The 18,705-nt window shown below is 38.1% G+C and carries 15 protein-coding genes; 14 read left to right on the forward strand and 1 reads right to left on the reverse strand.

Features of this window, described 5'->3' with window-relative positions; translation table 11 throughout:
• Nucleotides 1–366: 366 nt before the first annotated feature.
• The 12 genes from sucD (at nt 367) to fabG (ending at nt 14,667) form a co-directional block, all read left to right on the forward strand.
• A complete protein-coding gene (sucD, locus tag AC07VK_RS11725; protein WP_057931931.1) occupies nt 367–1,239 on the forward strand; it encodes a succinate--CoA ligase subunit alpha in 873 nt (290 codons plus the stop codon).
• Nucleotides 1,240–1,344: 105 nt separating this feature from the next.
• Entirely contained in the window at nt 1,345–2,796 is a 1,452-nt protein-coding gene (locus tag AC07VK_RS11730; RefSeq protein ID WP_492960571.1) for a WG repeat-containing protein, read from the forward strand.
• A 103-nt stretch (nt 2,797–2,899) separates the two neighbouring features.
• Entirely contained in the window at nt 2,900–3,403 is a 504-nt protein-coding gene (locus AC07VK_RS11735) for a methionine-R-sulfoxide reductase (protein WP_492960573.1), read from the forward strand.
• A 144-nt stretch (nt 3,404–3,547) separates the two neighbouring features.
• The gene (locus tag AC07VK_RS11740; RefSeq protein ID WP_492954845.1) at nt 3,548–3,928 is read left to right on the forward strand and encodes a septal ring lytic transglycosylase RlpA family protein; all 381 of its coding nucleotides are present in this window, start codon (nt 3,548–3,550) and stop codon (nt 3,926–3,928) included.
• Between the two features lie 455 nt (nt 3,929–4,383).
• Complete coding sequence (locus AC07VK_RS11745) at nt 4,384–5,355, forward strand: ribonucleoside-diphosphate reductase small subunit (protein ID WP_025145778.1); 972 nt, start codon at nt 4,384–4,386, stop codon at nt 5,353–5,355.
• 190 nt (nt 5,356–5,545) lie between these two features.
• Nucleotides 5,546–7,930 carry a ribonucleoside-diphosphate reductase subunit alpha gene (locus AC07VK_RS11750; RefSeq protein ID WP_492960575.1) on the forward strand — a complete coding sequence of 795 codons (2,385 nt, stop codon included), beginning with the start codon at nt 5,546–5,548 and terminating at the stop codon, nt 7,928–7,930.
• Nucleotides 7,931–8,105: 175 nt separating this feature from the next.
• Nucleotides 8,106–8,327 carry a cysteine-rich CWC family protein gene (locus tag AC07VK_RS11755; protein WP_492960576.1) on the forward strand — a complete coding sequence of 74 codons (222 nt, stop codon included), beginning with the start codon at nt 8,106–8,108 and terminating at the stop codon, nt 8,325–8,327.
• A gap of 607 nt (nt 8,328–8,934) precedes the next feature.
• Nucleotides 8,935–10,902 (forward strand): SPFH domain-containing protein, encoded by a 1,968-nt coding sequence (locus tag AC07VK_RS11760; protein ID WP_492960578.1) that lies wholly within the window; start codon nt 8,935–8,937, stop codon nt 10,900–10,902.
• Nucleotides 10,903–11,336: 434 nt separating this feature from the next.
• Nucleotides 11,337–12,212 (forward strand): carbon-nitrogen hydrolase, encoded by an 876-nt coding sequence (locus AC07VK_RS11765; protein WP_116251669.1) that lies wholly within the window; start codon nt 11,337–11,339, stop codon nt 12,210–12,212.
• Nucleotides 12,213–12,371: 159 nt separating this feature from the next.
• The gene (locus AC07VK_RS11770) at nt 12,372–13,448 is read left to right on the forward strand and encodes an agmatine deiminase family protein (protein ID WP_492960580.1); all 1,077 of its coding nucleotides are present in this window, start codon (nt 12,372–12,374) and stop codon (nt 13,446–13,448) included.
• A 135-nt stretch (nt 13,449–13,583) separates the two neighbouring features.
• Nucleotides 13,584–13,748: a GIY-YIG nuclease family protein gene (locus AC07VK_RS11775; protein WP_492960582.1), complete on the forward strand. Its 165-nt coding sequence runs from the start codon at nt 13,584–13,586 to the stop codon at nt 13,746–13,748.
• A 175-nt stretch (nt 13,749–13,923) separates the two neighbouring features.
• On the forward strand, nt 13,924–14,667 hold the full coding sequence (gene fabG / locus AC07VK_RS11780; RefSeq protein ID WP_492960584.1) for a 3-oxoacyl-[acyl-carrier-protein] reductase: 744 nt from the start codon (nt 13,924–13,926) through the stop codon (nt 14,665–14,667).
• A gap of 146 nt (nt 14,668–14,813) precedes the next feature.
• Here fabG and AC07VK_RS11785 read toward each other — a convergent pair whose 3' ends face one another.
• Nucleotides 14,814–15,521, reverse strand: coding sequence for a L,D-transpeptidase family protein (locus AC07VK_RS11785; RefSeq protein ID WP_492954851.1), 708 nt, complete (start codon nt 15,519–15,521; stop codon nt 14,814–14,816).
• Nucleotides 15,522–15,752: 231 nt separating this feature from the next.
• Here AC07VK_RS11785 and AC07VK_RS11790 point away from each other — a divergent pair, with 231 nt between their 5' ends.
• Both AC07VK_RS11790 and AC07VK_RS11795 read left to right on the forward strand, forming a co-directional pair.
• The gene (locus tag AC07VK_RS11790; protein ID WP_492960586.1) at nt 15,753–17,837 is read left to right on the forward strand and encodes a hypothetical protein; all 2,085 of its coding nucleotides are present in this window, start codon (nt 15,753–15,755) and stop codon (nt 17,835–17,837) included.
• A 248-nt stretch (nt 17,838–18,085) separates the two neighbouring features.
• Nucleotides 18,086–18,634 carry an REP-associated tyrosine transposase gene (locus AC07VK_RS11795; protein ID WP_494939800.1) on the forward strand — a complete coding sequence of 183 codons (549 nt, stop codon included), beginning with the start codon at nt 18,086–18,088 and terminating at the stop codon, nt 18,632–18,634.
• The last annotated feature ends 71 nt before the right edge of the window (nt 18,635–18,705 follow it).

Below are 18,705 nucleotides of genomic sequence, written 5' to 3' on the forward strand. Positions count from 1 at the left end.
GGCAAGTGAAGTCCTGCCATCCACTGTAGCTCCGATAGAAAAAATCGGAGGCTGCCGTTACTGTCAGGTTTATAGCCGAAGGGCTTGCTCCAGGTATAATGCCTAAAAGGTATTATTCTTTATTCATACGGAGGCGCGAAACATCACGATAGTTAATTCTGCATCACGTCTTTAGCTTTAGTCTTTCCGCTTTGGTCTTTAGTCTAAATGTTTCCTATTCATTTTGCTATTACAATCTATATAGCGGGCTACAGCTGCCATAAAGCATTTCCTTACATTTTACTGAAAAAACAGACTAAATAATATGGTTTTAGATTTGAATTCCATTACAATAATATTAGCTTTGCACAAAAAAAATATTGATACATGAGCGTTTTAGTAAATAAAGATTCTAAGGTTATCGTTCAGGGTTTTACCGGAAACGAAGGAACTTACCACGCTGAGCAGATGCTGGCCTATGGTACAAACGTAGTTGGTGGTGTAACGCCTGGCAAAGGTGGGCAATTGCATTTAGAAAAGCCTGTTTTTAATACTGTTAAAGATGCCGTTGATAAAACGGGTGCAAATGTATCTATCATTTTCGTGCCACCAGCTTTTGCTGCTGATGCCATTATGGAAGCTGCCGAAGGTGGTATTAAAGTTATTGTTTGTATTACTGAAGGTATTCCAACTAAGGATATGATTCAGGTTAAAGAATATATTGCTGACCGCGATGTTACGCTTATCGGCCCTAACTGCCCGGGTGTAATTACTGCTGATGAAGCTAAAATAGGTATTATGCCAGGTTTTATCTTCAAAAAAGGTCATGTAGGAGTGGTTTCTAAATCGGGAACTTTAACTTACGAAGCAGTAGACCAGGTGGTTAAAGCTGGTTTAGGTATTACTACGGCTATCGGTATCGGTGGTGACCCAATTATCGGAACACCAACTGTAGAAGCGGTGAAATTATTAATGAACGATCCTGAAACTCACGGTATCATCATGATTGGTGAAATTGGTGGTGGAATGGAAGCAGAAGCAGCCCGTTGGATTAAAGAAAACGGTACTAAACCTGTTGTTGGTTTCATCGCTGGTCAAACTGCGCCTCCGGGACGTAGAATGGGCCACGCTGGTGCTATTGTTGGCGGTGCTGATGATACTGCAGCTGCTAAAATGAAAATCATGCGCGAGTGTGGTATCCGTGTAGTAGAAAGTCCTGCTGAAATCGGTGCTGCAATGGCAGAAGAATTAGCAAAATAAGATTTAAAAATCTCTTTATAGAAAAGCGTTTCGATTAACTTCGGGACGCTTTTTTTTGTGATATTACTGTTATAACACTTATATTGTTTATGCAATAAAATAATAATGAAAAAAATATTAAAACGATTAATTGTAATAGTCCTATTTTTTGTAAATTATAAAGTTAGTTCGCAGCCTTTTATATCAAATAAAGCTGGCTATGTTTCCTCCCCCGGTTTTAAATCATTGGCTAAGAGCCGTGGATATAGTTTAATTGGAGCGTTTGAAGAAGTTAAAGAAAACTCATCTATTAAGTATGCAAAAGTGTTATCAGCTGATGGTAAATGGATTATGATAGATAATTCAATGAATAAAGTGCAGAATAATTCTGATAAAGCTGTTTATGAAAAAAAAGGATTGAAAGGGGATAATAATAGTGAATTAAACTCTGGTAGATTAGATTATGTAGATCCATCAAATGTTGATTTGAAGATAATCAAAGAAAATGACCTATATGGTTTAGTCAACAGAAAAACTAATATAACCATCATCCCACCAGTTTACAACAATATCTGGCTATCTGAGTTTAATTTTGTGATGGTTGAGCGGGGTGGTAAATGGGGAGTGATATCCAAGCAAGGCAAAGAAGTGCTACCAGTTCAATACGATGGTCTTAAATCATTAGGTAATTTTGTGCAGGGTCGCAAAGGATTGGTTGGTGAAGCTGTTATAGTAGAAAAAGATGGAAAGTGGGGTTTGTTATCTCCAGAGGGTAAGGAGGTTTTGAAACCTGAATTCGAAGAAATACAAAGCTCGTGGGATGTCAGATCGTTGGTTATAATTAATAACAATGGACTATGGGGCTTAGCAAATAAGAAAGGTTTAATTTTGTTAGAACCAAAATATTCTTCTATCCAAAGATTTAATAAAAATGGTCTTGCCACTACTTATTTAAATAAAGGTAGTGCTAGGTTTTATGGCGTTGTAGATAGTACAGGTAAAGAAATAGCAAAACCTATTTATGATGAAGTACGGTATCTGAGCGATAGTATCATCTCTCTGCAAAAAGGAACATACACCGACAAGACTTCGCAGTTGATTGATTTTAAAGGAGATATGCTTACATCGAAGATTTACAGATCTGTAGGTTATTTTAAAAATAATATAGCTCAAATTTATATAAATGATAACAATAAGAAAAAGGTAGGTTATATTGATGCTAAAGGAAATGAGGTTATTAAACCCATTTATGACGAGATATTGGAATACAATTGCACTGCTCCATTTATAGTTCAGTTGGATAATAAATATGGCTTGATCAACATCAAGCAAGATTACCTCATCCCACTTATTTATGATAATATAAAAGAAAGCAGAAATAAGCTTTATTCTAAATTTCTATATATTGTTACCAAAGAAAATAAGAAGGGTATTGTTAGCCCCGGTAATAAATTATTGGTGCCGATAAAATATGAAGAGATTGAAGATTTAGTAGACGTGGTTGGGATATTTAAAGTAAAACTCGACAATAAGTATTATTTGATAGATTTATATAGCAACCAAAGTATGATAAAATGAGATGTCTGATTAAAATTCAAATTCATTTATCACCACTCTGTAAACTGTAAGCCATAATTTAAAGCCAGCAAACCAAAACAAAATCTATGTCGTATATTGATGTATGAAAAAGATGTTAAATAAACTATTTTTGCTTACTGCTGTTGTTTTAATAACAGGTCTTTCTGCTTGTGCCCAAAAGCAAGATAAGAAAGCCGTAAAACAATCGAAGGAAACAGAACAAATCATACCAAAGAAGAAAATGAACTGGAATCCATTAACACCCGAAGAAGAAAGAGTAATTGTAAATAAAGGTACAGAATACCCTGGTACAGGTAAATATGAACATACAACAGATAAAGGGACTTATACCTGTAAACGTTGTAATGCAGCCCTATATCGTTCGGAAAGTAAGTTTGATGCACATTGCGGATGGCCTGCTTTTGATGATGAAATTAAAGGTGCTGTAAAGCGCATTCCTGATGCCGATGGTTCCCGTACAGAAATTGTTTGTGCCAACTGTGGCGCGCATCTTGGCCACGTATTTTTGGGCGAAGGATTTACCAATAAAGACACCCGTCATTGTGTAAATTCGATCTCCATGAATTTCGTGCCGGATCAAAAATAAGGTGGATGTAGAAGGGTTAGGTAGAGGCGTATGGCGGTAAGCTGTACGCCTTTTTTAATGCACAAAATCAGGCTGTTTTTCCACAAATTATTGATTATAAACTAAATGCTTATATTTGCAGGCTCGATAAATAAAATTTAGCCTATGAAGTATCTGCTGTTATTAAGTTTTTGTTTCCTGTTTTTACAAGGTAAAGCACAAAATTCTGATTCATCAAACGGACCGGATAGCATCAAAAAAACAGTTCTCGCCACTTATTATCACAGAAAATTTGAAGGCCGCCGCACCACCAGCGGCGCCAAATACCGGGCAAAAAAGCTAACAGCTGCCCATCGTACGCTGCCATTCGGCACCCTGGTTACAGTAACTAATCCAGACAACGGAAAATCGGTCGTAGTAAAGGTAAATGACCGTGGTCCTTTCTCTAAAAGATTGGCTATAGATCTGTCTGAACGTGCTGCAAAACAGATCGGTATCTTCCGTAAAGGCATAGCTAAAGTAAGCCTTAGTTATACCGTTGAGTAATACTCTTTTTAGCTCTATTTAAGGCTTGTTATACCCCTCAAATTTAAGTTATTAACACTCGTTTTGGTTTGCTAAGCCCTTGAAAAGAAACGATTAGCTTTTTTTTCGCTTGAAAATGATATTCGACTGATCGTTTTTCCCCAGCAATTGGACAGGGTGTTAACAACTTTGGTTCACAAAAAAGGGCCGCCGTATATATATTTGTTATAACAAAGTTCTTTAACTTCTTGCGCTTGAAAACAAATATAAAAGCTTAGTTTTTAGTAATTTATACGTATATCACCTGATTGCAATTTTAAATTTTCCCTAACTAAAAACCCAGTTGTTTGTCAGGCAATAGAGTTAGCACTTTCACAACAGCGTTTTGATAAAAGACATTACAATCATCATATAAAATTGATGGATGCGTGCCTTTGTCGGCCCTGTTAAAAAAATAGAATTAAAAATATCAGCGTATGGAACAGGAATTATTACTACAAGAAAACAAAGATAGATTTGTGCTTTTGCCGATTAAGTATCCGGCAATTTGGGAAATGTATAAAAAGACCGAAGCTAGTTTTTGGACTGCAGAAGAGATTGATCTTTCTGATGACCAGAAACACTGGGACAATTTAAATGATGGCGAAAGACATTTCATTTCTCATATTCTTGCTTTCTTTTCTGCTAGTGATGGTATTGTGAACGAAAACCTTGCGGTAAACTTCATGAGTGAGGTTCAATTGCCAGAAGCACGTTGTTTTTATGGTTTCCAGATCATGATGGAAAACATCCATGCAGAAACTTATGCGCTGTTAATCGATACTTATATTAAAGATCCCGAAGAAAAAGACCGTTTGTTCCACGCCATTGATACCGTACCTGCGGTGAAAAGAAAAGCGGAGTGGGCTTTACGCTGGATCGAAAACGGAACTTTTGCTGAGCGTTTAGTGGCATTTGCTGCGGTTGAAGGTATTTTCTTCAGCGGAAGTTTCTGCTCTATTTTCTGGTTAAAGAAACGTGGTTTAATGCCGGGATTAACTTTCAGTAACGAACTGATCTCGAGAGACGAAGGTTCACACTGCGAATTTGCCTGTTTACTTTACAGCATGTTAAGCAATAAGTTGAGCGAAGAAGCAGTTCATGGCATTATTAGTGATGCTGTAGAAATTGAAAAAGAATTTATTACTGATGCATTACCGGTTGCTTTAATTGGTATGAATGCAAAATTAATGAGCCAGTATATCGAATTTGTGGCCGACAGATGGTTGCAGGAGCTTGGTTACAAAAAAATCTACAATGCAACCAATCCATTCGATTTTATGGAAATGATTTCATTGCAGGGTAAAACCAACTTTTTCGAAAAACGTGTTGGCGATTATCAGAAAAGTGGTGTACTAACCTCTGCTGATAACAACAAACAGGCGTTTTCTTTAGATGAAGACTTTTAGGTAGAGGGCTAAAAGGTAGATGGCGGAAGGTTAATCCTGATACTAAAATCCCGCTACTTGATACCTGCTACTCGATACTTGATACCTGCTACTCGATACTAATAAATAAATAACAAAAAATACAAAGTGATGATTAGGTCTTGATACTTGATACTCACGACTTAATAATAAAACTTAAATCTCATAAAATATGTTCGTACTAAAAAGAGATGGCCGCAAAGAAGCGGTGCAATTTGACAAAATCACAGCCCGCATTCAAAAGTTGTGCTATAGTTTAAATTCAGATCTGGTAGATCCAATCGATGTAGCCAAAAAGGTTATCGAGGGTTTATACGATGGTGTAACCACATCGGAGTTGGATAACCTTGCTGCAGAAACTGCTGCCTCGTTAACAACAAAACACCCTGATTATGCTTTGTTAGCATCACGTATTGCGGTTTCTAACCTACATAAAAACACCACTAAATCATTCTCGGGTACGATGAAAATGTTGTACGAATATTTCGACCCGAAAGCGCAGAAAGATGCTCCTCTTATTGCTGCTGATGTTTATGAGATTATAGAAAAAAACAAGGATATTTTAGATAGTTCTATCATTTACGACCGCGATTTCGGTTTCGATTATTTCGGTTTTAAAACGTTAGAAAAATCTTACCTTTTAAAAGTTAACGGTCAGATTGTAGAGCGCCCGCAACATTTGTTTATGCGTGTTTCTGTTGGTATCCACAAAGAAGATATCGAGAGCGCAATCAAAACCTATAATTTAATGAGCGAGCGTTGGTTTACACATGCTACACCAACTTTGTTCAACGCAGCTACACCAAAACCTCAAATGTCGTCATGTTTCTTGTTAACCATGCAGGATGATAGCATCGAAGGTATTTACGATACTTTAAAACAAACGGCTAAAATTTCGCAAAGTGCTGGCGGTATTGGTTTAAGTATCCACAATATCCGTGCAACTGGCTCGTATATTGGTGGTACGAACGGTACAAGTAACGGTATTATTCCAATGTTACGTGTATTTAACGATACGGCCCGTTATGTAGATCAGGGTGGAGGTAAACGTAAAGGTGCTTTCGCTATTTATTTAGAGCCTTGGCATGCAGATGTTTTCGAATTCTTAGATCTTCGTAAAAACCATGGTAAAGAAGAAATGCGTGCGCGCGATTTGTTCTATGCCCTTTGGATTAACGATTTGTTTATGCAACGTGTTAAAGATAATGGCGATTGGACCTTATTCTGCCCACACGAAGCACCAGGTTTGGCAGATTGTTTCGGCAAAGAATTTGAAGAATTATACACTAAATACGAAGCAGAAGGCCGTGGCCGTAAAACCATTAAAGCACAAGAACTTTGGTTTGCCATTTTAGATTCGCAAATTGAAACGGGTACACCGTACATGTTGTTTAAAGATGCAGCAAACAGCAAATCTAACCAACAGAACCTAGGTACCATTAAGAGCTCTAACTTATGTACCGAAATTATCGAGTATACCTCTAAAGATGAAGTTGCGGTTTGTAATTTAGCTTCATTGGCATTGCCTCGTTTCGTAATCAATGGTGCTTTCGATCACCAAAAATTATACGATGTAACGTATCAGGCTACTTTAAACCTGAACAAAATCATCGATCATAACTATTATCCAGTACCAGAAGCCGAAAACTCAAACATGCGCCATCGTCCCGTTGGTTTAGGTGTACAAGGTTTGGCTGATGCCTTTATCTTATTACGTTTACCTTTCGAAAGTGATGAGGCTAAACGTTTAAATAAAGATATTTTCGAAACGATTTATTTTGCTTCGATGACAGCTTCGCACGATTTGGCTGTGAAAAATGGTCCTTACCAAACATTTAAAGGTTCTCCATTATCAAAAGGTAAATTCCAGTTCGATTTATGGAATGTTACACCAGATAGCGGCCGTTGGGATTGGAATGCATTACGCAAAAAAGTAGTTAAAGATGGTGTGTACAACTCATTATTGGTTGCGCCAATGCCAACTGCATCTACTTCTCAGATTTTAGGTAACAACGAATGTTTCGAGCCATATACTTCTAACATTTACACCCGTCGTGTATTAAGCGGAGAGTTTGTAGTGGTAAACAAACATTTATTGAAGGACTTAGTAGCATTAGGTTTATGGAACAACGATATGAAAAATCAGATCATATTGGCGAATGGTTCTATTCAGGCGATTGATTCGATTCCGGATTACATTAAAGAATTGTACAAAACCGTTTGGGAGATCAAGATGCGTAATATCATCGATATGGCTGCCGATCGTGGTGCCTATATCTGCCAATCGCAATCGTTAAACTTGTTCGTAAACGCACCAAATACATCAAAATTAACTTCAATGCACTTTTATGCATGGGAGAAAGGTTTAAAAACCGGTATGTATTACTTGCGTACACAAGCAGCTTCTCAGGCCGTTAAATTTACAGTAGAGAACCAGGGTGGTAAAGCAATTGAAGCGGTTATCCCAGCTGAAATGACACAAGATCAGGTTGCAGAAGAAATCGTTGACGGACCAGTTTGTTCAATGGAAGAAGGCTGTATCAGCTGTTCTGGATAATCTCGCACAATATCGTCATGCTGAATTTAGTTCAGCATCTGTATAACATAGATCCTGAAACAAGTTCAGGATGACGAATCTAATCATATCGTAAGGTTTTGGGCAAACGCTCAAAACCTTATTTTTTGTTTATATTTTTGTAATGCAATAGGTTTTACCTTAAGCCTTATACCTTATGCCTTCAACCTTAAAACATAGCAAACACGAAATCATTCCTTGCGAACGATGTAATACGGCTATTGAATGCAAGGCAAATTCATATACCAAATGCCAGTGCAGTGTGGTACAGCTGAGTATAAACGAAGTACAATACATCTCCGAACTGTACGATGGCTGCCTCTGCGCCAAATGCTTATTCGAACTGCAACAGGAATACAGAGAAGAAATAGGCGTATAATCTTTCTTCCAAAGTTCCACGGTCTGTGCTCACAGACCGGATCTATTAATATTTTGTGAATTACTGATCATCAAAATATAAGCTGAATAAATCATTTGAAAAGCAAGTTTCTGTGTCTGTCGGTTGGTTCCTGTCCGCTTTTCCTTCTGCAGATTGAAAGAATCGGCATTCGTGCAATCGGGTTTAGTTAATCTGGGTTCCGGGTTTTTCCAGAATTACTTTTATATCAGGCAGCTTTCATTTATATAAATCACTAAAACTGATTCATTAGTGTATCCCAATTCGGTCAACTGTATAGGTCTAAAAAAGGACACATTTTTTCGATTAATTGTAATTTATACAATTAAAATTTCTGCAACTATCCCGGTAAACCTAAATGGTTAGTTTTTGGCATTTATAAGCATTCAGCTAGGCTATTTAGCAAAATGTCATCTGCAGATGACATTTTGCTCTAAATCGATCCTGAGTCATCTTTTGGGCCTTAAAATCAACAAAAAATAGTTTAAAAATAAGTGTTATAAATGATAACAAAGCACACCGTTTGATAGCTATATCGTGCTTGATAAATGGTTTATCAGGCGTTAAAAAAAAGAAAAAATATAACATTATGGAAGCGCTCATTTCTAATTACTGGTGGGTTTTAGTGGCACTGTTGTGCGTAGTTTTATACAAATATATTTTACGTTTCCTATTCGGGATGGTCATCGTACCCGAAGATAGGATCGGGTTGATTACCAAAAAATTCGTACTCTTTGGTTCGGACCGGGAGCTGCCCGATGGCCGCATTATCGCGGTTAAAGGCGAAGCCGGTTTTCAGGGAAAAACACTGGCGCCAGGACTGTATTTCGGAATGTGGTTCTGGCAGTATAGCGTAACCATGGAACAGTTTACCATTATACCGGAGGGTAAAATCGGACTGATTATGGCCAAAGATGGTTCCGAAATCCCAACGGGGAATATCCTTGGGCAAAAGGTAGAGTCTGATAATTTTCAGGATGCAGTGAAGTTTCTCGAAAATGGCGGTCAGCGAGGCCGGCAAACATCTTACATTACCTCGGGTTCTTATCGTATCAATACCATGTTATTTCAGGTTTCTGTTACGGATATGATCCGCATTCAGGAAAGCATGGTGGGCATTGTAACCACGTTGGATGGTTTACCGATTGAGGCCAATCAGATTGCGGGTAAGCTTGTTGATGGACACAACAATTTCCAGGATTTTGATGCCTTTATAAAACAAGGCGGTAACCGCGGTTTGCAGCCCCAGGTAATTTTGGCGGGTTCTTATAACCTTAATCCTTGGGCAATCCAGTTAGAGGAAATTCCGATGACCGAAATAGCAATCGGTTATGTTGGTGTGGTAATCTCATTTATTGGTACTGATGGAAATGACTTAACCGGTGCCGATTTTAAACATGGTAATATTGTTGGCAAGGGCTCAAAAGGCGTTTGGTTGGAACCCCTCGGTCCGGGTAAATATCCGATTAACAAATATATTATGAAGGTAGAGCTGGTGCCAACAACCAACTTGGTGCTAAACTGGGCATCGGCACGTAGTGAGGCACATAATCTGGATAAAAACCTATCAACCATTACTGTACGTTCAAAAGATGGTTTCCCCTTTAATTTAGATGTTGCGCAGATTATCCACGTACCAACAACCGAAGCACCAAAAGTAATTGCACGTTTCGGCAATATGGTGAATCTGGTTTCGCAGGTTTTAGAACCCACAATTGGCAACTATTTCCGTAACTCCGCACAGGGAAGTGATGTGATTGCTTTCCTGAGTACCCGTAAAGAGCGTCAGGAATCGGCTAAAGAACATATCCGTAAAGTGCTTGATGAATATAATGTAAACGCAGTGGATACATTAATCGGTGACATTGTTCCGCCAGAATCGTTAATGAAAACCTTAACTGACCGTAAAATTGCGGAAGAGCAAAAGGTTACTTATGAAACCCAGAAACAGGCACAGGAAACGCGCCAGGGGATGGAAAAAGAAACTGCGATTGCCGATATGCAGAAAGATATTGTAAAGGCACAGCAAAGTGTAGAGATTGCCGAACGTACTGCAAGTGCAACGGTGAAAAAATCGGAAGGTGATGCAGCTGGTGTAAAATTAGCTGTAGGAGCGGAGGCTGAGGCCACTAAAATGAGAGCGCATGCCGAGGCTGAAGCGACCAAGGCAAGAGCACAGGCCGATTCGGAAGCCATTAAGTTGCGTGCATCAGCGGAGGCTGAACAGATTTCGTTAACCGGTAGTGCAGAAGCAGGTAAAATTTTAGCCGTAGGTAAATCAACTGCCGAAGCTTACGAGCTTGCCGTGAAAGCTTTGGGCGGCGAAAACTTTACCCGTTACAAAATTACCGAAGAGTTATCGAAAGGTAACGTGAAGCTGATCCCAGATGTGCTGATTGGAAGCAATGGTGGTAATCATGGAGGCTCGGCGATGGATGGCCTGCTGGGCTTGAAACTGATGGAGCTCATGGACCCAGAAAAACGTAAGGAAGTGGTGGCCGTTGCAGAAATTGCAGAAACAAAACCAAAGCCTAAAAAGGATAATATCAACCCTTAATTTGGTTTTAAATTAAGACGGAAAGCCTCACCGTAAGTTGGGGCTTTTTGTTGTAATCCCATCGATAGTTAGTAGAATACTTTTAGGTTTTTTTTTATCAGTTACGTCACCCTGAATTTATTTCAGGGTCTTAGTGATATAAAAGATGCTGAAATAAATTCAGCATGACGATCGCGTTTGGCAAAGTAACCAAAAACAATCATTGGGCTTGCAATATTAATCGAACAAAAGGCAAATTCGTATTATAAATATAACATCTGGTTCCACTTACATTTTGCTTTTCCGAAAAACAATTACATAATTATGCCGTTCTACTTTTAACAAAATAGTAACTTTGCAGCCTAATTTTGAATGAATGAATTTTTGAACGAGTGAATGCGGTTTACGACATTCTCTCAATTAATCATTCGCTCATTCTCTCATTTCAAAAAAACATGAAGAAAGTAAAAGTTGGCTTAGTGCAAATGAGTTGTACTAAAGATAAACAGGAGAATTTAGATAAAGCGATTGTTAAAGTAAGGGAAGCAGCTGCAAAAGGTGCACAGATTGTGTGTTTGCAAGAGCTTTTTACTTCTTTGTATTTCTGCGATGTTGAAGATTACGACAATTTCGATTTAGCTGAAGCTATTCCGGGTCCATCTACCGATGCTTTGCAAGTGGTAGCCAAAGAATTGGGCGTGGTCATTATCGCTTCTTTGTTTGAGAAACGTGCTGAAGGTTTATACCACAATACAACGGCAGTTTTAGATGCTGATGGTTCATATTTAGGTAAATACCGTAAAATGCATATTCCTGATGATCCTGCTTTCTACGAAAAATTTTACTTCACCCCAGGCGATTTAGGCTACAAGGTTTTTCAAACCAAGTTTGCTAAAATTGGTATTCTGATCTGCTGGGATCAATGGTATCCGGAAGCTTCACGTATTACGGCCTTGATGGGAGCAGATATCATGTTTTATCCAACTGCAATTGGTTGGGCTACCGATCAGGACGAAGAAACCAACCAAGATCAATACAATGCTTGGCAAACCATCCAACGTTCACATGCGGTTGCAAACGGTGTGCCTGTAGTGAGTGTAAACCGCGTAGGTTTTGAGCAAGATGGTGCCATGAAATTCTGGGGTGGAAGTTTCGCCACAAACGGACAGGGTAAAATACTTTATTTAGGTTCTCACGATCAGGAAGAAACCGAGGTTGTTGAACTGGATCTATCAGAATCCGATTTCTTCCGTAAACACTGGCCTTTTTTAAGAGACAGAAGAATTGATTCCTACCAGCCGATTACGAAAAGATATATTGACGGGGATTAAGCTGAAAGGTTAAAGACCAAAGCTTAAAGCGAAGAACTATGGATGATAGTTATCTTATTAAGAGATATCTCCATTGCGCTGCGCTTCAGTAGAGATGACGACCATCCAAATCCATGGTTTGTGTCCTCACGGACCATTCATTTTATAAATTAGAATTAAATGTCAAACTTTCCTCCAAAAAAAGATCTAAATATTAATCAATTCGATTATTCACCGAAACAACAAGGTTATGCTTTCCCTGCCGAGTGGGCCAAACATGAGGCAACCTGGTTAAGCTGGCCACATAAAGAGGAGAGCTGGCCTGGGAAAATCGAAACCATTTATGAACCGTACTGTCAGTTTATTAAAGCTGTTGCCGAAGGCGAAAAAGTACGCATCAATGTGAAAGATGAAGAAATGAAAGCTTTTGCTGTTTCTGAATTAACAAAAGTAGATGCCGATTTAAGCCAGATCGAATTTTATTTTAACGAAACGAACGATGCCTGGTGCCGCGATCACGGACCTGCATTTTTGCTGAAAGGAAATGAAAAGGCTGTTGTAGATTGGGGTTACAATGCCTGGGGCGGAAAATATCCACCATTTGATCTGGACGATGTTGTGCCAACTAAAATTGCCAAACATTTTGACCTTCCTTTATTTATCCCCGATATTGTGATGGAAGGAGGTTCGGTAGAATTTAATGGCGCCGGAACGGTTTTAACCACAACTGCCTGTTTATTGAACGAAAATCGTAATCCGCATTTAACCAAAGAACAGATTGAGCAATATTTGCTTGAATATTATGGCCAGGATCAGGTATTATGGTTGGGAGATGGTATTGTTGGCGATGATACCGACGGCCATATTGATGATATTACGCGTTTTGTAAACGAGGATACGGTTTTAACTGTTGTAGAAAGCAATCCGCTGGATGAAAATTATATCTTGTTACAAGAGAACTTAGCAGCCTTAAAAGCCATGAAGCTGAAAGATGGCAGAGCATTGAATATTGTTCAATTGCCGATGCCGTCGCCGGTTATTTATGAAGATACCCGTTTACCAGCGTCTTATGCCAATTTTTACATTGCTAATGCAGCGGTAATTGTGCCAATTTTTGATGATGTAAACGACCAGAAAGCTTTAGCTATTATTCAAGGTTGTTTCCCAGATAGAAAGGTTATCGGTATCAATTCGGTTGATATTATCTGGGGATTGGGAAGCTTTCATTGTTTGAGCCAGCAGGAACCAGCGGTTTAAGTTTGGAGTTGGCAGTCAATCTTGTGTGGTTGTCATCCTGAGCTTGTCGAAGGACTTTTTGTGGTGTTTCGACAAGCTCAGGATGACAGTTTTAGCGAGAAATATTTTAGTAACTTTATGTTCCTAAAGATTTTTATGACTATAATACATAACTATTTTGTCTATATCCTGGAATGCGCTGATAAAAGTTATTATGTTGGGGTAACAAATGATTTAGAGGCTAGACTTTCTCAGCACAATGATGGTGAAAATGTCTTTGCTTATACTTTTTCAAGAAGGCCAGTTACTTTAAAATATTAAAGATTTAACCAAATAGGAGATGCTATAGATTTTGAAAAGCAGCTTAAGGAGTAGAAGGAAAAAAGAAGCTTTATTTAAAGAAGATTGGAATGAAATTGTAAGATTATCAAACTATAAAATAAATAACACATTCGGTCTTCGACAGGCTCAGACTGACAAACAATAAAAATAAAGAATGAAATTATTAGAAGGAAAAACAGCATTAATTACAGGCGCATCTAAAGGAATCGGTCGTAAAATAGCTGAAAAATTTGCCGAGCAGGGCGCTAATGTAGCTTTTACATATTTATCATCAGTAGAAAAAGGTGAAGCTTTAGAGCAGGAGTTACAAAGTTTCGGAACAAAAGTTAAAGGTTATCGTTCTGATGCTTCTAAATTTGCTGAAGCTGAGCAATTGATCAACGATATCGTAGCGGAATTTGGTACCATTGATATCGTAGTAAACAATGCGGGGATTACTAAAGATGGTTTATTGATGCGTATGAGCGAAGAAAATTGGGATGATGTGATCAATATTAACCTTAAATCGATCTTTAACGTAACAAAAGCAGCTTCTAAAGTAATGATGAAAGCCCGTAAAGGTGTTTTCATCAATATGGGTTCTATTGTGGGTACTACAGGTAATGCGGGACAAGCAAATTATGCCGCATCTAAAGCTGGTATTATTGGTTTTACCAAATCAATCGCTAAAGAATTAGGTTCGAGAAATATCCGTGCTAACGTAGTTGCGCCGGGCTTTATCCGAACCGAAATGACAGATATCCTTGATCAGAAAGTTGTTGAAGGATGGGAAAAAGATATTCCACTAAAACGTGCCGGAGAAACGGAAGATATCGCCAATGTTTGCGTGTTCTTAGCCTCAGATATGAGTGCGTATGTAACTGGCCAAACTTTATCTGTTTGCGGCGGGATGCTTTAAGAGGGGTTGAAGGCGGAAGGTTTAAGGTAGAGGGCTTTCGTTCCAATACCATAAAAATAGCAAAGGCGTAAGGTGGGTTTAACCCTAAACCTTACGTCTTTTAGCTTTTACCTTATTTAGAACATTTCAACTTTACAACATTAAAACTATTTCACAATATATTTCCCTTTTACCTCACTTACATTAACTTGGTTTTTATTTTTCTCAAAGGCTAAATATCCAGGCTGCAGCGATTTCCAAAAACTGGCCTGTGTAGGAAATTGAGCGATGAATTTCTTCATATTAGCATCAGTCATTTTGAAAGGATAGATGTTAACCGGAATCTTTTCCTGACCTGCATTTCTAGCCTCAACACCCAAAATATACACTTCTTTAATTTTTTCGTCGGTTAAAGGAATGCAGCCAACGGTAACGCAATTGCCGTGGATGTAAATATCGCTTCCGGGTTTTCTATCTTTTCCTGTTCTGGCATAATCAACCGTATTCGGATAATTTACCCCTAGCGATAAGTGAAAATTACTCATCGGGTTAAAAACATTAATGTAATAAAAACCTTCCGGCGTTTGCCCATCACCTTCAATTACTTTCGGGCCAATGGTGCCAGAATGTGCGCAGAAATCGTAAGTTCTAAATAGAGAATAGGTTTTAGCCGAATTATTCTTTAACCATACTTCGAGTTTGCCTTCTGTTTTATAAGCATTGATTATCATCGAAAACTGATCGCCATAGCCACCAGCCTGAACAAATTTTCTCAATGTTTCCCATTTTTCATTGTAGGCCTTTTCTACTCTTTCGAATTTAATTTGAGTGGCTTTAAAATTATTTTGAGCATTTACCATAAGGCTTAGAGACACTAGAAACGTTAAACAGATTAATTTCATAAATTTTGATTTGGTTAAAACTAACGAATTTATCTTTTTTAACCGCAAAGGCCGCTGAGATTTCCTTATTAACATGGCGCAAAGGTTGCTAAGTTTAGAAATTGTAGATACCTGTTCTCTTTGCGATGCTTTGCGTAAATTCTTTGCGTACTTTGCGGTTAATAATCTTGAAAATTTCCCCAAAATTACCATCTTTATAAAAGTATGAACAGTTTTTTTTCGGGTACATCTATTTTGTTTTTTCTCGGTTGCTTGGCGTTGGGCGTGCTGTATGCCTGGTTGCTGTATCGCGGCAACAAAAATTTGGATAAAAAACTTCGGTATGGCTTAACTGCCTTGCGGATTATCGTAGTGACTACCATTGCATGGTTAATATTTGCACCGCTCATCAAAACATTAAATTATACCTTAGATAAACCGGTGATCATTATCGGACAAGATAATTCTCTTTCTGTAGGTCAGGTTAAGGCAGCCGGCTTCGACCAGAAATTATATGAAAATAATCTTAAAGCTTTACAGGATAAACTATCAGATAAGTACGAGGTAAAAACGCTTCACTTTGGCGATCAGGTGGCTGATGGTTTCGATTTTAAAAATCAGGGTAAATTAACAGATGCCTCGGCTTTTTTTCAGAAAGTTAGAGATGAATATACCAACAGAAATGTTGGCGCCATTATTTTAGCCACCGATGGTATTTTTAATCACGGTGGAAATCCGCTGTACAGCGTAAATCAGATTAATGCGCCGGTTTATACGATTGCCTTGGGTGATAGTATCCCAAAACGTGACGTCTTAATTTCGAATGTAAATTACAATAATATTGTGTACCTGGATGACGATTTTACGATCGAAGTTCAGGTTCAGGCTTTTCAAAGTGACGGCGAAAGCACTGCTTTAACGGTTAGCCAAAATGGTGCAAAGGTAGAACAGCAAAACCTATCGATTAATGGAGCTTCCTTTGTTAAAACGATCCCGGTTAAGATCCATGCGGGTAAAATTGGTGTTCAGAAATATACTGTTCAGCTCGGCGCACTGAAAAATGAAATTACTACCCGGAATAATGTTCAAACCTTTTATGTAGAAGTGATTGATGGCAGGCAGAAAGTATTGCTTGCAGCGGTTGCACCACATCCTGATTTGGCCGTGTTAAAAGAGGCTATTTCGCTCAATAAACACTACGAGGCTAAACTTGCACTTGCTGATGATTTAATTACCACAAATCCCGCTAAATTCGATCTAATCGTATTGTATCAATTACCTGATGCGCAAAATATTTCGTCAGCATTTTTAAAGAAATTAACTGGACTGAAGAAACCGATCTGGTACATTTTGGGTGCACAGAGCAATATAAATGCTTTTAACCAAATGCAAAATCAGGTTAACTTAAGTGCTGCAAATGGCTCCATTCAGGAAGTATATGCCGATTTTGCAAATGGATTTACAAGCTTCAATCTTACTGAAGATAACAAGAAGCAGTTTTCATCTTTCGATCCTGTGCTAAGTCCGTTTGGAAGATTAACCGTAAATGCAGGCGCAATACCTGTTTTTAATCAGCGTATTGGCAAAGTAAGCACACAGCAGCCATTACTGTTCTTCGCGAATGAAAATGGCTTAAAGGCAGGTTATTTGATGGGCGAGGGGCTTTGGCGATGGAAACTTTCGGAGGCTGAAAATGAAAGCAATCAATCAGTTTTAAACGACCTGATTTCAAAAACAGTTCAATACCTGTCTGTTAAAGATGATAAGCGTAGATTCAAGGTATTTACGTCAAAGTCAGCCTATGATGAAAATGAAACCATCCAGTTTAACGGCACCCTTTATAACGATAGCTATCAGCCTGTAAATGAGTCGGAAGTTAATCTTCAGGTTAAAAATGAAGCGGGCAAAGTGTTTAACTATATTTTTTCTAAAACTGAAAATGGTTATCAGCTAGATGCAGGAACCATGCCTGCAGGGAACTATTCTTATCTCGCTAATACCGAACTGGGTGGAAAGAAATTCACGGCCACGGGCAGTTTCTATATAAATGCGTTGATTGCAGAATTTCAGCAAACAACAGCCAATCACCAGCTTTTAAATACCATATCTAAGCAAAGTAATGGTAAACTGTTTGTGCCTGAAAATCTGTTGAAAATAGCTGATGAGATTGCCAAAAATGAAAATATTAAAACCATCAGCTACGAAGACCGTAAATACGACGAATTGATCAGTATGAAATGGCTGTTCGGCCTAATTTTGATTTTGCTGGTTACAGAGTGGTTTTTAAGAAAAAGAAACGGTGAACTCTAAGTTTGGAGTTGCTTGTGCAGTCAGATGTTACTATCTCGTTGTGCAGTCAGATGTTACCATCTGACTGATAGACTATCTTGAAATTGGTGAGTAATCGATGGTATTCAATTACATTTGAAAGTGTCAGATGGTAACATCTGACACCACGAATATTAGACTGTTTTTGCGAGTAATTAATGATATCCCATCAATTACGAAAGTGTAAGGTGGTAACACCTGACATCACAAAAAGTTTAATTTATATAGGTATGGGGCTAAGGAATAGAAAATTATTTCTTGAAGAAAAGTGTTTTTTTGTTACTACAAGTTGTTATAAACATTTAAAACTTCTCGAAAGTGACTCATATAAACTAACCATTGCTAATAGTTTAAATTTTGTCGCGTTAAAATATAAGATTTCAATTCTGGGTTACGTAATCATGCCTAATCACTTTCATGTTTTATTCTATTTTAACAATGAAAATAAATTATCGGATAGCATGCGCGATTTAAAGAAGTTTTGTGCATTTGAGATTCGAAAACATCTGGAATCCAGTGAGAGTCCACTACTAAATGTGATAAGGATTGAAAAGGATAAGCAGGTTTTTAAAGTTTGGGAGGATAGGTTTGATGATGTCTGGATTGGTAGCAAAGAGCTTCTTGAAGTTAAATTGGAATATATTCATCAGAATCCGTTACAATCTCACTGGAATTTGAGCGAGTATCCAGAAAATTATAGATACAGCAGTGCTGCTTTTTACTTAGGTAATCCGGATAATGTTGTTAAAACAATTGATTATAGAGATATTTTCGCATGAATATTAGTTGGTGGATGTGTAGTCAGATGTTACCATCTGACTGATAGACTATCTTGAAATTGGTGAGTAAT

It is taken from the genome of Pedobacter sp. GW821-FHT01D05, from assembly GCF_059422505.1.

What these genes read in the sequence shown, in the direction of transcription:
- AC07VK_RS11755 (WP_492960576.1), top strand. Translation starts at nt 8,106, where the DNA reads ATGCCTTCAACCTTAAAACATAGCAAACACGAAATCATTCCTTGCGAA.
- AC07VK_RS11795 (WP_494939800.1), top strand. Translation starts at nt 18,086, where the DNA reads ATGGGGCTAAGGAATAGAAAATTATTTCTTGAAGAAAAGTGTTTTTTT.
- AC07VK_RS11765 (WP_116251669.1), top strand. Translation starts at nt 11,337, where the DNA reads ATGAAGAAAGTAAAAGTTGGCTTAGTGCAAATGAGTTGTACTAAAGAT.
- AC07VK_RS11790 (WP_492960586.1), top strand. Translation starts at nt 15,753, where the DNA reads ATGAACAGTTTTTTTTCGGGTACATCTATTTTGTTTTTTCTCGGTTGC.
- AC07VK_RS11735 (WP_492960573.1), top strand. Translation starts at nt 2,900, where the DNA reads ATGAAAAAGATGTTAAATAAACTATTTTTGCTTACTGCTGTTGTTTTA.
- sucD (WP_057931931.1), top strand. Translation starts at nt 367, where the DNA reads ATGAGCGTTTTAGTAAATAAAGATTCTAAGGTTATCGTTCAGGGTTTT.
- AC07VK_RS11770 (WP_492960580.1), top strand. Translation starts at nt 12,372, where the DNA reads ATGTCAAACTTTCCTCCAAAAAAAGATCTAAATATTAATCAATTCGAT.
- AC07VK_RS11760 (WP_492960578.1), top strand. Translation starts at nt 8,935, where the DNA reads ATGGAAGCGCTCATTTCTAATTACTGGTGGGTTTTAGTGGCACTGTTG.
- AC07VK_RS11740 (WP_492954845.1), top strand. Translation starts at nt 3,548, where the DNA reads ATGAAGTATCTGCTGTTATTAAGTTTTTGTTTCCTGTTTTTACAAGGT.
- AC07VK_RS11730 (WP_492960571.1), top strand. Translation starts at nt 1,345, where the DNA reads ATGAAAAAAATATTAAAACGATTAATTGTAATAGTCCTATTTTTTGTA.
- AC07VK_RS11750 (WP_492960575.1), top strand. Translation starts at nt 5,546, where the DNA reads ATGTTCGTACTAAAAAGAGATGGCCGCAAAGAAGCGGTGCAATTTGAC.
- AC07VK_RS11745 (WP_025145778.1), top strand. Translation starts at nt 4,384, where the DNA reads ATGGAACAGGAATTATTACTACAAGAAAACAAAGATAGATTTGTGCTT.
- fabG (WP_492960584.1), top strand. Translation starts at nt 13,924, where the DNA reads ATGAAATTATTAGAAGGAAAAACAGCATTAATTACAGGCGCATCTAAA.
- AC07VK_RS11775 (WP_492960582.1), top strand. Translation starts at nt 13,584, where the DNA reads ATGACTATAATACATAACTATTTTGTCTATATCCTGGAATGCGCTGAT.